Below are 12,021 nucleotides of genomic sequence, written 5' to 3'. Positions count from 1 at the left end.
CGTTGTCGGGCGTCGTTGTTCGTCGCTGTCGGGTGCCGTTGTCCGTCGTCATCGATGGGCTCCCAGCACGGCGTACGCGCCCCTGCGGGCGAGGACGACCGTGGTGGTGAGGGCGAGGACCAGTCCCCATCCGGGCAGCGCGGCCGTCTGCAGGACGGCGGTGGTACGGCCGGCGGTCAGGGCCGGTGTCACGATCACGGCGGCCCACACGGTCACCAGGGACACGGCGGCGCGGGTGACGCCGATGACGCCGCCGAGCGCCAGGGTCGCGGAGGTGAAGGCCAGACAGGGCAGCAGCCACTGTCCGGCCGTCACCCCCGTCGCCCACCCGCCCGCGAGCAGCGCGGGCACGACCACGGCGAGCACGGCGGTGGTGCGCCGCAGCACCAGGTGCAGCCCCGCCCTCGGTGCGGAGGCCGTCAGCTCGTACGCCGGGTCCAGGCCGCGCGACCACGACGCGGCGACGCCGAGCACGGGCAGGACGGGGGCCAGCAGGAGCACGAGCGGCGCCTCGCCGGTGCCGATCCGGTCGAGGAGCAGCGCAAGCAGGGTCACGGTCACCGTCATGGCCAGCCACGGCACCATCACCGGCGTCGTCCACCGCGACAGGCGTGCGGGCCACCGCCGCCGGTGGGGCAGCGGGGGGATCGCGGCCAGTCGGGGTCCGAGGTCCGACCACACGGTGTCGACCAGTGCCGCCACCGCCGGGGCCCGGGCGTCCACGACGGCCGACAGCCGGTCGCGGCACGTCCGGCACTCCTCCAGGTGTGCCTCCAGGGCCCACACCTCGTCGTCGGCGAGACAGTCCGCGACGCCGCGCGCGTAGGCGTCCAGGAGCGGCGGTGACGCGTGTTCCCCGTGCGCGCCACCACTGCCGTGCCCGCCCATGCCGTTGGTGCCCATGCCGTCCCCTCCCCTGCCGTTCATGCCAGTGCCTTCCGCATCGCGATCCGGGCCCGGCGGGCGCGGGTCTTGACGGTTCCCTCGGGCAGCCCGAGCAGGACGGCCGTCTCCCGGACGGACATGCCGTCGAGGACCAGGGCCTGCAGCACCTGCCGCAGTTCCGGAGCGAGACGGCGCAGCGCGTCCCCGACGTCGCCGCCGACGGCCGCCGCGAGCGCCTCCTCCTCGGCGGCGGGCGCCGCGGTGCGCGGGGCGGCCGCGGGCGGCGGCTCCGCGTGGTGGGCGCGGCGCCGGAACGCGTCGACGAGGCGGCGCGCGGCGATCGTCCACAGCCAGCCGACGGCGCTGCCCCCGGCCGCGCTCCCGGCGAACGCGCCGGCCGCGCGCCACACCGCGAGGTACGTCTCCTGCATGACCTCGGCGACGATCTGCTCGTCCGCGCACCGCCGGCGCAGCCGTACGGCCAGCGACGGCGCGGTACGCCGGTACAACTCCTCGAACGCGCCCCGGTCACCCTTGGCCACGAGCCGGACGAGCCCTTCCTCGTCCAGCTCGCCCGGTGCCTTCCTCCGTGAACTCACGCCTTCTAGACGCCGGGCACGGCCGCCGGGTTTTCCCCTGCGGGTGATGCCGGTCACATCTACAGGTCCGCCTCGACGCCCGCGTCGCGCCGCAGCGCCGGTGCCACGCCGGGAGGGAGCCGGGCGGCGCCCCGTTCACGGTCCGCTACTCTCGCGGAGAGGTACCCCACTTGGCGAAGGCAGGAAGCGACCGTGCCCGACACCGCAGCGCGCCGGCCCCTGCGCGCCGACGCCCGGCGCAACCGGGAGCGCATCCTCACCACCGCCCAGGAGGCGTTCGCGGTCCATGGGGCCGGCGCCTCCCTGGAGGAGATCGCCCGCCGGGCGGGCGTGGGCTCGGCCACCCTGCACCGGCACTTCCCGTCCCGGCGGTCCCTGCTGGAGGCCGTCTTCCACGACCGCGTCGAGGCGCTCTGTGCCAAGGCGCGGCAGCACGCGCAGGAGAGCGAGCCCGGCACCGCCCTGTTCTCCTGGCTGCGGGACTTCAACGCCTACGCGGCCACCTGCCGAGGTCTGGCCGCCTCGCTGGCGCACGACGACCGGGACCCCGAGCCGGTGCGGCGGAACGAGGGCTGCACCACGATGATCGCCGACGCGGCCGGTGAACTGCTGCGGCGGGCACAGCTGTCGGGCGCGGCGCGCCCCGGCGTCCGCGTCGAGGACCTGCTCGCGCTCGTCGGCACCATCGCGCTGGCCACCGAGCACCGGGCCGACGACGAACAGGCGCGCCGGCTCCTGGACATGGTGATCGACGGCGTGCGCGCGGAGCGCCAGGAGCCCTGAGCCGCACCCCGGAGCACCGGACACCGGGCAGCGGGCAGCGGGCACCGGGCAGCGGGCACCGAAGAAGTCCTGATGGCGTCGGACGGTGTGGGAGGGCACCGGACGGTGTCTTGACCCTCACACCGTGTCAGGCGGTCGACTCGGAGACATCATGTTCACCATCGGAGACTTCGCCCGGCACGGCCGCGTCTCGGTCCGGATGCTGCGGCACTACGACGCGACCGGTCTGCTGCGCCCGGCCCACGTCGACCCCGCCACCGGCTACCGCCACTACACCGCCGCCCAACTCGCCCGCCTGAACCGGATCATCGCGCTGAAGGAGCTCGGCTTCACCCTTCGGCAGGTCCGGGACATCGTGGACGAGAAGGTCGGCGCCGAGGAGCTGCGCGGCATGCTGCGGCTGCGGCGGGCCGAGCTGGAGAGCGCCGTGGACGCGGCACGGGCGCGGCTGGTCCAGGTCGAGGCGAGGCTCCGAGCGATCGAGAGCGAGGGGCAGATGCCCACGAACGACGTCGTCCTCAAGAAGGTCCCGGCGGTCCGGGTGGCGGAACTGACCGCCACAGCCGCGAGCTTCGGGCCCGCGGACATCGGGCCGGTCATCGGCCCGCTCTACGACGAACTGTTCCGTCGCCTGGAGGCGGCGGGTATCAGGCCCACGGGCCCCGGTGTCGCCCACTACGAGGACGCACCCGAGGGAGGCGGCCGGATCACCGTCCACGCCGCCGTCCAGGTCTCCGTCCCCGTCCGGGACGGCGACGTCCGCGTCCTCGACCTGCCGGCCCTGGAGCGGGCGGCGACCGTCGTGCACCACGGCTCGATGGACACCGTCCTCTCCACCGCCCAGGCCCTGGCCCGCTGGAGCGACACCCACCGCTACCGCCCGACGGGCTACCCCCGCGAGATCAACCTGGAATGCCCCGAGGACCGCGACGCCTGGGTGACGGAACTGCAGGTCCCGGTGATACCGGCCTGACGCGGAGGCACCGGTCAGGCCCTCCCCGGAGGGCCTGACCGGTCACCGGGTGCACGCCGGGCACGGCCACCGGACGTACGCGGGCGCGGTGCCGGATGCCGCCGCGCCCGCGGTCACCAGAGCCCGCAGGGCTCCCTGGACGCCGCCCGGCGCAGGATCGCCCGGGTGGAGCCCATCCCGTACTTGTCCATGTCGCTGGAGAGTTCGGCCACGGTCAGGAGCAGCGGCCGCATGTCGACGCCGGCGTCCCGTGCCTGCCCGCACAGGTGGTCCAGGTCGACCATCATGTCCCGGGCGTCGTCGCCCTGGTCGACGACCGCCACCTCCAGCAGGCGTTGGGTGAACCCTTCTGCCGTGTGCGGGAAGGGCAGCGTCGCCGCCCAGCGGAAGGAAGCGCAGCGCTCCAAGAGCGTGCGCAGGGCCGCCCGGACGTCCTCCCCGCCCTCCTCGTACCGGCGGAGCACTTCCCGCAGCGCGGCCTCGGCCTCGGTCCGGACCCCCGCCTCGTCCAGCGGGTGCGGGGCTTCCCGCACCGTGCGCCTCCAGTCGGGATCGGTGAAGTCCACGGCTCTGGTCGCCATGGGCTTGACGCACACGTCGACGAGCGCCACCCGCTCCGCGAGCTCCGCCATTGCCTCCACGCTCAACGTCCGCCTCGCTTCCCCGCGTTCGGCACACGGAGACAGTGCGGGCCGCAGCCCGGCTCTCTTTGTCGCACAACATGATCAACCCCTCCGTCATGTCCTGCCCACCCCGCCGACGGCGCACACGGCCCTGTTCCGGGAGGCGGTGTCGGTGTCTAGGATGCGGAAGTCATCGCAGCGTCGCGCGTGGTGAAAGGTGCCTGCGGGGAGCCGGTGCGGGGTTGCGGCGGCCGGCCGCGCGATTCTCGCGGTGCGCGGCCGGCCGCCGCCACCGACGGAGCACAAGGCACGCAGCTCGCAGCTCGCACCGACGAAGGGAAGAGGACCGGACCGGACTGGACCGGATGCGCACCACCGCCCGCCCCGCCCGCAGATGACCGCACCCGTCCGCTCACGTCGGAAGGCACCCCCATGCGTCCACTTCTCATCCGCGTGCTCGACTCCTCCCGGGCCTCCCGGGCCTCCCGGGCCTCCCGGGCCTCCCGCGCCGGACGCGTCGCCGCCGCCCTGGCGCTGGCCGCGGCCTCGTCCGTCCTGGTCACCTCCGCGACGACCGCCGCCGCCCCCGCCGTGGCCGCCGAGGCCGCCTCCGGCCAACGCGCCCATGAACACGGCTGGTTCACCTCCTGGGCCACCTCCCAGCAGCATCTCTCCAGCACCCCTCTGCGCGACCGGTCCGTACGGATGATCACTCACCTCAGCCAGGGAGGTGACGCGCTGCGCGTGCGCATCCAGAACACCTTCGGCGACACTCCCCTCACCGTCGACGCGGCCACGGTGGCGCTCACCGACGGCAAGAGCGCGGCGACGGAAGGCGCCCCGCGCACCGTCACCTTCGACGGCCGGCGCACGGTGGTCGTCCCGGCCCACGGCGAGGTGTGGAGCGACAGCGCCCGGCTCAGGACCGGGGCCCAGGGCGACGTCGCGGTGTCGCTCTCCGTCTCCGGCACGGCGCCCGCGGGCCGCCACGACAGTGCGTTCCGCACCAACTACCTCACCCCGCCGGGTTCCGGCGACCACACCGCCGACGCGAGCGGCGACGCGTACACCGAGACGACGGAGTCCACCTACCTGGTGAGCGCCGTCGACGTGCACAACACCCGGCTGCGCGGCAGCCTCGTCGCCTTCGGCAGCTCCGTCGTGGACGGCACCGGGTCCACCAGTTGCGGTCCCGGCTGCGAGCGTCCGGGTGAGAACCTGCGCTGGACGGACGACCTGGCCCGGCGGATCACCGCCGAGCTCCCCGCCTCGCGGCAGTTCGCCGTCGCCAACGCCGGCATCGGAGGCACCACCAGCGCCGCGACCTGCCCGGGCAACGGCGACTCCATCCGCGGCCTGGACGCCGTCTCCCGCCTCGAGCGCGACGTCCTCGCGCTGCACGGAGTCACCGGCGTCCTCTACTACTACGGCACCAACGACCTCGCGAACCGCTGCGACGCCGACCAGATCCTGGCCGGCTACCGCGAGGTCTTCCAGCGGCTACGGGACGCGGGGATCAAGGTGTACGTCACCCCCATCACCCCCCGCCCCGGCTACAGCGACCAGAACAACCGCGACCGGCACACCGTCGGCACGTTCGTCTCCACATGGAACGACTGCACCGGCACCTGTGACGGCGTCCTCCCCTTCGACCAGGTGCTGGCGGACCCGGTGAAGCCGAACAGCATCAACCCGGCGTACGACCTGGGGGACGGCATCCACGCGAACATCGCCGGTCAGCAGGGACTGGCCGACGTCATCTCGCTCCCGATGCTCGCCTCCTCGGCGGCTCGCCGCTGACCGCCCGCCGTACGGGTGCCCCGCCCGGTCCCCTGCTCTCCAGCCGGGCCCGGGCGGCGGCGCCGTCGTCGCCGGCGCCGGAGAGCGCCTCTCGCGCCGCCGTCCAGCCCGTGTCGTCCAGGCCGAGGGCATGGCGCAGATAGGCCCAGGTGACGCGCTGGAGCAGGGCGACGCGCGCGGGGTCCTCGTCCGTCGTCTCCCGGGCCTCGTAGCCGGGGATGCCGCCCAGGGAGTGTTCCGCCCCGAAGAGGGTGAGCAGGCTCTTGTCACCCGGGCTCAGGGTGTAGGCGTCGGTCATCCAGTCCGGTCCCCGGTGGGTCAGAGGGGAGTCGTCGCGGTCGCCGACGACGACGAGGGCCGGTGTCGTCATGCGGGCGAAACTCGGGTTCAGGAAGGGGAAGTTGTCTGCCGCGAACGGGGTCAGGTCGGCGCCGCCCCTCCCGGCCGTGGCGAGGAGGAGGCCCGCCGTGATCCGCGCGTCGGACAGGTCGTCCTCCTCCTGCCCGGTCATCGGATCGAGGACGCGCAGTCCGAGGAGATTGCCCACCGTCTGGCCGCCGAAGGAGTGCCCGGCCGCGGCGATCCGGCTCCGGTCGAGCCGGCCGCCGAGGCCGGGCACGGCGGCCTCCAGCACGTCGAGGTGGTCGAGCACGCGCCTCATGTCCTCGACCCTGATCCGCCACAGCCGCGGGGTGCGGGGATCGTCCGGGGGCAGGCCGACGGTCCGGGAGTCGAGGTGGGTGGGCTGGATCACGACGAACCCGTGGGCTGCCCAGAAGTCGGCGAGCGGCCCGTAGCCGTCCAGCGAGGAACCGTAACCGTGCGAGAAGAGCACGACGGGGAGCTCGCCGCCGGTCACGGGCGCGGAGATCCTGACCCTCAGGTCCGTCCCCCGCCCCGGGGCCTCCAGCGTCACCGGCTTGACGGAGACGACGGGAGCGACGGCGGTGAGACGGACATCGATGAGCGCCATGCCGGACGTATCCTGTCCGGACGCTCGTCCGGTAGCTCGTCCAGTCCTTTGTTCGGTCGCATGTTCGGTCGCTTGTTCGGTCATGGGAGGGCCCTTTCTCGGACACCGAGGGGGAGGCCGCCGGACGGGGCACAACCCCGCCCCGCACCCCGGTGGGAACGGCCCGGCGGGCACGATCCCGGCGGGCGGCGCGGCGAGAGCTACGCTAAAAGCTCACGTCGACGTCAGGAGCAAGCGACGGCGTCCGTCCGGTCCCGGAGGAATCGATGCGCATCGGCGAACTCGCCGCCCTCACGGCCGTCAGCGTGCGGGCCCTGCGGTACTACGAGGAGCAGGGGCTGCTCGTCGCAGAGCGCGGTCCCGGCGGCCGGCGCCGGTACCCGGAGGGCGCGGTCGACCGGGTCCGGCTGATCCAGCGGCTGTACGCGGCGGGCCTGTCGAGCCGGACGATCAGGGAGCTGCTGCCGCGGGCGGCGAACGGTGAGGCCACACCCGAGCTGCTGGAGCGGCTCTCGGCCGAACGGCGGCGGCTCGACGGGCAGATCGACGACCTCGTGAGCACCAGGGGCGAACTGGACGCGGTCATCGCCCTCGCCACCGAGAGCCGGCGGACGGGCCGGCGCTGCCCGCAGCACTGACCGGCTGCCCGCTGCGCTGACCGCCGCGGGGCGGTACGGGGATGTCCCGACACCACGGGGCGTCGCCGGCGCACGGCGGGCGACCACCGCATACGGCCTGGACCACCGAGCCGCGCGAGGCCGCCCGAGCGCGGGACATCGCCGGCGACACCGCCGAGCGGCGGCCCCGCCCTACCAGCCGGACGGCTTCGCGGTGCCCATGACCCGGTCGACGGCCACCTCGATGACCACCCGCTCGACATTCGGCCGCGGGGGCCGGTAGCGCTCGGCGTAGCGGCGTACGGCCTCGGCGACCGACGCCGCGTCCTCGCGGACGACCGCCACCCCTTCCAGCGTGCACCAGCGGCGGCCGTCGACCTGGCTGAGGGCCACCCGCGCACCCGGCCCGGCGGCCAGGACGTTACGGACCTTGCGGCTGCGGCCGCTGCTGATGACCCGCGCGATCCGTGTCCCGGGGTCGTAGGTCACACCGACCGGGACCTGGTGCGGTGTCCCGTCGGGGCGCAGGGTGACGAGGAAACAGAGGTGGCGCTCCCGCCAGAACGTGTCGTCGGTCGCGGACGGGATCTCGGCAGGCACGTGGTCTCCTCGTACGAAGGGCACGGCGGGGCGCGGAATGACGGGCCGTACCGGCACATCGTACGGAAGGTCATGTCGGCCGAGCCGACCCGTAAGGGCATGATCGCGTCGGCGAGACTGCCGAGCCGGCGAAGGCGTGCGTGGCGAACGGCAGCAGCGTGATCGTGCCGTGCACGGTGAACGCCCGGCTGTACTGCTCCTTGGACAGGAACTGCGGCCCCGGACCCCGGCTCGGCCCTGATCGCCAGGGCCGGGACACGGTGGGTACCGTTCCGTCCGGCGCCGCCCGCCGGAAGGCCGGGGCGGGCCACCGGCCCCCGCACGGCACCGGATACATGTGCCCCCGCGCCGCATGCCTCACCCACCGGCTCGGTGAGATTTCCCGACCCTGTTTCCTGCCCCTGGGGCGGACCGGCCGGACGTGGCGGTGCGGGGGCCGCCGCGTCCCTTAAAGTGACCAGGATCAGTACCGGCGAACAGACCTGTGAGGTGAACGACAGCCATGCCGGCCGAAACGTTTGAGTTCCAGGTAGAGGCCCGTCAGTTGCTCCAACTGATGATCCACTCGGTCTACTCGAACAAGGACGTCTTCCTGCGCGAACTCGTCTCGAACGCCTCCGACGCACTGGACAAGCTGCGTCTGGAGGCCCTGCGGGACGACTCCCTCGGCGCCGACACCAGCGATCTGCACATCGAGATCGAGACCGACCCGGAGGCCCGCACCCTCACCGTGCGGGACAACGGCATCGGGATGTCGTACGACGAGGTCGGACGGCTCATCGGCACCATCGCCAACTCGGGGACGGCCGAGTTCCTGCGGGAGTTGCGGGAGACCAGGGAGAAGGCGGGGACGGAGAACGAAGCCGGGACGGGGGCCGACGGCGGTGACGCCGACACCGAGGGGCTCATCGGTCAGTTCGGCATCGGCTTCTACTCGGGCTTCATGGTGGCCGACGAGATGACCGTGGTGACCCGCCGGGCCGGCGAGTCCCAGGGCACGCGCTGGAGTTCGCGCGGCGAGGGCACGTACAGCCTGGAGAAGGTCGACGAGGCCCCGCAGGGCACCGCCGTCACCCTCCACCTCAAGCCGGCCGACCCGGACGACCAGCTCCACGACTACACCTCCCCGTACACGATCCGCGAGATCGTCAAGCGGTACTCCGACTTCATCACCTGGCCCATCCGAATGGCCGGGGAGAGGCCGGGCGGGAACGGAGACGGGGCGGGCGAGGACGGCGACGCCGGTGCCGCGCCCGAGACGCTGAACTCCATGAAGGCCCTGTGGGCGCGTCCGCGTGACGAGGTGTCCGACGACGAGTACCACGAGCTGTACAAGCACATCGGCCACGACTGGCGTCCCCCGCTGGAGACCATCCGGTTCCAGGCGGAGGGCACGTTCGAGTACCAGGCCCTGCTGTTCCTCCCGGAGCACGCCCCGCACGACCTGTTCACGCGCGGCTACCGGCACGGCCTGCAGCTCTATGTGAAGCGCGTCCTGATCATGGACGACTGCGAGGCGCTGCTGCCGTCCTTCCTGCGGTTCGTCAAGGGCGTCGTGGACGCGCAGGACCTGTCGCTCAACGTGTCCCGGGAGATCCTTCAGCAGGACCGGCACATCCGCATGATCCAGCGGCGGCTCACCAAGAAGGTGCTGTCCTCGCTGAAGGAGATGAAGAACCGCGAGCCGGAGCGGTTCGCCACGTTCTGGCGGGAGTTCGGGACGGCGGTCAAGGAAGGGCTCGTCACCGACCCCGACAGCCGCGACGCCGTCCTCGCCGTCACCACTGTCGCCACCACGCACGGCGAGGAGCCGACCACCCTCCACGAATACGTGGAGCGGATGAAGGACGGCCAGGACGCCATCTACTACATGACCGGCGAGTCGCGGCAGAGCATCGAGAGCTCCCCGCACATGGAGGCCCTGCGCGCCCGGGACATCGAGGTGCTGCTGCTCACCGACCCCGTCGACGAGGTGTGGGTCGACACCGTCGGCGAGTTCGAGGGCAAGAAGCTGCGCTCGGTCGCCAAGGGCGAGGTCGGCCTCGACCCCGTCGCGGACGAGAAGGACGAGGAGGAGCGCGAGAAGCAGGGGGAGGAGTACGCGGCCCTGCTCGGCTGGATGAAGGAGCAGCTCGACGACGAGGTCAAAGACGTGCGGCTGTCCGCCCGGCTCACCACCTCCCCGGCGTGCGTCGTCTCCGACACCGACGACCTGTCCCCCGCCATGGAGAACATGTACCGGGCGATGGGCCAGGAGGTGCCGAAGGCGAAGCGCATCCTCGAACTCAACGCCGGGCACCCACTGGTGAGCGCGCTGAACCGGGCGTACGGGGAGCGTGAGGACCGCAGCGGCCTGGTGGAGACCGCCGAACTCCTGCACACCCTCGCCGTGCTCGCCGAGGGCGGCCGGCCGGAGGAGCCCGGACGGTTCGTCAGGACGGTGGCCGACCGCCTCGCGGCCACGCTCTGACTCGTTCCTGTTCCTGTTCCCGGGCCTGTGCCCGGCGCCGACGCGCCGGGCACAGCGGGGCCGGCGCTCTGCCGTCCCGTTCCGCCCTCCCTCATCGAACCCACCACCGGTTCCTTCACCGGCTCCCTCCCCCGGCCCGAGCGCTCGTCGACGGTGTGCGCGTTGCTCGGGCGGCGTCGACGGCCGCTGTCGACGAGATCGCGCTCCGCCCACCGGCCCGCTGCTCGACGCTGCCGTGCACGTCCACGTCCTGGGCGCGCCGCTCTCCGCCTTCGCCGTCTGCCAGGTCGACCCGGTCCGCCACCGGTGGAGCCTCGCCCGGCGGGGCGGTACCCTGTCGGCCGCCGGGGGCGGCCCGCACCGTCCTCCGCCGTCCTCGCCAGGATGCTTTACGCCACTCCCCGCCGGCACCGCGTTCGCGGCCGCCGACCCACGCCGGTGCGCCCAGTGGATGTACCTGTCGCGCCCGGCAGCATGCGGCCAGAGATGCACATACCGGTCGCGGCCGGCGGCAGCCCGCCGCCCGTCCGGGGACGGCGGTCCGCCGGGGGGGACACGGCTCCGGAGGGACGGCCGGACGGGCCGTGTCGCGGGCCGACGGGTTGAGCCGGGTTGCTCCGCCCTTTTCCGGCTACTCGCCTCCCATGACCAACAGCGCATTCCCGCGCCGGGCAGGCGCGAAGATGATCCGGGCAGACGCCAGGACGAAGAGCCGGACAGCGCCCGATGCCAAGGGGCCCGGCCGGATTCTGGCGGCCACGGACCGGATCGAACGGTACTCCGGGGCGGACAAACTGCTCGCACAGGTGCAACAGGCGGTCCGGGCGCTGCCCCTGGGCCAGGCCCGTGACGCCCTGCACGGGCGGTGGCTGGGCCATCCCGTGCACCCCCTGCTCGTGCAGATCCCGGTGGGGAGCTGGCTGTCGGCCGCCGTGCTCGACCTGTTCCCCGGCCAGCGGCGGGCCGCCCGCACCCTGATCGCCACCGGGCTGGGCGCCGCCCTGCCGGCGGCCGTCGCGGGCTGGGTCGACTGGGCCGAGCTGCACCGCGAGCAGATGCGCGTGGGCCTGGTGCACGCCGTCGCCAACATCACCGGGATCGGCCTGTACGCCAGCTCGCTCACCGCGCGGCTGCGGGGGCGCGAGGCACGGGGCCGGATGCTCGGACTGGCCGGGCTGACCGCGGTGGGGGTGGGCGGCGCGCTGGGCGGGCACCTGGCCTACCGCCAGGCCTCCGGCGCCAACCACGCCGAGCACGTTCCCCACCTGGTCCGGCCGGGCTGGCATCCGCTGGCCGCCCTCGACGAGCTGCCACTGGGCCGGCCCGTACGGCGCGACATCGACGACATCGCCGTCGTCGCGGTGCGCGCGGAGGACGACACCGTGCGGGTCCTGGCCGAGCGGTGCAGCCACATGGCCGGACCGCTGTCCGAGGGGACGGTGGAGGACGGCTGCCTGCGCTGCCCGTGGCACGGGAGTCTCTTCCGGCTCAGCGACGGCTGGAACGTGGAGGGCCCCGCCACCGCGCCCCAGCCCGCCTTCGACACCCGGGTCGTGGACGGCCGCGTCGAGGCCAGACTCCGGGTGGAGCCGGCCGACCGCTCGTGACACTCCCTTTCCGCGCCGACGCGGAGGGCGCGCGCAGGAACCGGCCCCCCGCACGACGGCACGGACCGCCGTCCCCGTGCCCCGCACCGGC

11 protein-coding genes are annotated in these 12,021 nt (G+C 73.5%); 6 read left to right on the top strand and 5 right to left on the bottom strand.

Translation table 11 applies throughout. The features are described from left to right. Window positions 1–48 precede the first annotated feature (48 nt). Both QFZ64_RS34200 and QFZ64_RS34195 read right to left on the bottom strand, forming a co-directional pair. Window positions 49–888, bottom strand: coding sequence for a zf-HC2 domain-containing protein (locus tag QFZ64_RS34200; protein ID WP_307071965.1), 840 nt, complete (start codon window positions 886–888; stop codon window positions 49–51). A 35-nt stretch (window positions 889–923) separates the two neighbouring features. Next, on the bottom strand, window positions 924–1,484 hold the full coding sequence (locus QFZ64_RS34195; protein WP_307071366.1) for an RNA polymerase sigma factor: 561 nt from the start codon (window positions 1,482–1,484) through the stop codon (window positions 924–926). 192 nt (window positions 1,485–1,676) lie between these two features. Between QFZ64_RS34195 and QFZ64_RS34190 the strand changes: the two genes are divergently transcribed. After that, window positions 1,677–2,267, top strand: a complete 591-nt coding sequence (locus QFZ64_RS34190; protein ID WP_307071365.1) for a TetR/AcrR family transcriptional regulator — start codon at window positions 1,677–1,679, stop codon at window positions 2,265–2,267. Between the two features lie 151 nt (window positions 2,268–2,418). Beyond that, a complete protein-coding gene (locus tag QFZ64_RS34185) occupies window positions 2,419–3,240 on the top strand; it encodes a MerR family transcriptional regulator (RefSeq protein WP_307071364.1) in 822 nt (273 codons plus the stop codon). A 113-nt stretch (window positions 3,241–3,353) separates the two neighbouring features. On the opposite strand, the gene QFZ64_RS34180 is transcribed toward QFZ64_RS34185, so the two are convergent. After that, window positions 3,354–3,872 (bottom strand): hypothetical protein, encoded by a 519-nt coding sequence (locus tag QFZ64_RS34180; RefSeq protein ID WP_307071363.1) that lies wholly within the window; start codon window positions 3,870–3,872, stop codon window positions 3,354–3,356. Window positions 3,873–4,295: 423 nt separating this feature from the next. Here QFZ64_RS34180 and QFZ64_RS34175 point away from each other — a divergent pair, with 423 nt between their 5' ends. Further along, window positions 4,296–5,663 (top strand): GDSL-type esterase/lipase family protein, encoded by a 1,368-nt coding sequence (locus tag QFZ64_RS34175; RefSeq protein ID WP_307071362.1) that lies wholly within the window; start codon window positions 4,296–4,298, stop codon window positions 5,661–5,663. Here the strand turns inward: QFZ64_RS34175 and QFZ64_RS34170 are convergent. Continuing rightward, the gene (locus QFZ64_RS34170; RefSeq protein WP_307071361.1) at window positions 5,620–6,636 is read right to left on the bottom strand and encodes a chlorophyllase; all 1,017 of its coding nucleotides are present in this window, start codon (window positions 6,634–6,636) and stop codon (window positions 5,620–5,622) included. The two genes, QFZ64_RS34175 and QFZ64_RS34170, sit on opposite strands and share 44 nt — an antisense overlap. A 266-nt stretch (window positions 6,637–6,902) precedes the next feature. Between QFZ64_RS34170 and QFZ64_RS34165 the strand changes: the two genes are divergently transcribed. Next, the gene (locus QFZ64_RS34165; protein WP_307071360.1) at window positions 6,903–7,274 is read left to right on the top strand and encodes a MerR family transcriptional regulator; all 372 of its coding nucleotides are present in this window, start codon (window positions 6,903–6,905) and stop codon (window positions 7,272–7,274) included. A gap of 171 nt (window positions 7,275–7,445) precedes the next feature. Here QFZ64_RS34165 and QFZ64_RS34160 read toward each other — a convergent pair whose 3' ends face one another. Continuing rightward, entirely contained in the window at window positions 7,446–7,853 is a 408-nt protein-coding gene (locus tag QFZ64_RS34160) for a pyridoxamine 5'-phosphate oxidase family protein (RefSeq protein WP_307071359.1), read from the bottom strand. Between the two features lie 502 nt (window positions 7,854–8,355). On the opposite strand from QFZ64_RS34160, the gene htpG reads away from it, so the two are divergent. Next, on the top strand, window positions 8,356–10,323 hold the full coding sequence (htpG, locus tag QFZ64_RS34155) for a molecular chaperone HtpG (protein ID WP_307071358.1): 1,968 nt from the start codon (window positions 8,356–8,358) through the stop codon (window positions 10,321–10,323). A gap of 644 nt (window positions 10,324–10,967) precedes the next feature. Further along, window positions 10,968–11,930 (top strand): Rieske 2Fe-2S domain-containing protein, encoded by a 963-nt coding sequence (locus QFZ64_RS34150; RefSeq protein WP_373430712.1) that lies wholly within the window; start codon window positions 10,968–10,970, stop codon window positions 11,928–11,930. Window positions 11,931–12,021: the final 91 nt, after the last annotated feature.

The sequence above is a fragment of the Streptomyces sp. B3I8 genome, from assembly GCF_030816915.1.
Taxonomy (GTDB): Bacteria; Actinomycetota; Actinomycetes; order Streptomycetales; family Streptomycetaceae; genus Streptomyces.
This window is presented reverse-complemented; position numbering and strand designations above follow the sequence as displayed.

What these genes read in the sequence shown, in the direction of transcription:
- QFZ64_RS34200 (WP_307071965.1), bottom strand. Translation starts at nt 888, where the DNA reads ATGGGCGGGCACGGCAGTGGTGGCGCGCACGGGGAACACGCGTCACCG.
- QFZ64_RS34185 (WP_307071364.1), top strand. Translation starts at nt 2,419, where the DNA reads ATGTTCACCATCGGAGACTTCGCCCGGCACGGCCGCGTCTCGGTCCGG.
- QFZ64_RS34180 (WP_307071363.1), bottom strand. Translation starts at nt 3,872, where the DNA reads ATGGCGGAGCTCGCGGAGCGGGTGGCGCTCGTCGACGTGTGCGTCAAG.
- QFZ64_RS34175 (WP_307071362.1), top strand. Translation starts at nt 4,296, where the DNA reads ATGCGTCCACTTCTCATCCGCGTGCTCGACTCCTCCCGGGCCTCCCGG.
- QFZ64_RS34170 (WP_307071361.1), bottom strand. Translation starts at nt 6,636, where the DNA reads ATGGCGCTCATCGATGTCCGTCTCACCGCCGTCGCTCCCGTCGTCTCC.
- QFZ64_RS34165 (WP_307071360.1), top strand. Translation starts at nt 6,903, where the DNA reads ATGCGCATCGGCGAACTCGCCGCCCTCACGGCCGTCAGCGTGCGGGCC.
- htpG (WP_307071358.1), top strand. Translation starts at nt 8,356, where the DNA reads ATGCCGGCCGAAACGTTTGAGTTCCAGGTAGAGGCCCGTCAGTTGCTC.
- QFZ64_RS34150 (WP_373430712.1), top strand. Translation starts at nt 10,968, where the DNA reads ATGACCAACAGCGCATTCCCGCGCCGGGCAGGCGCGAAGATGATCCGG.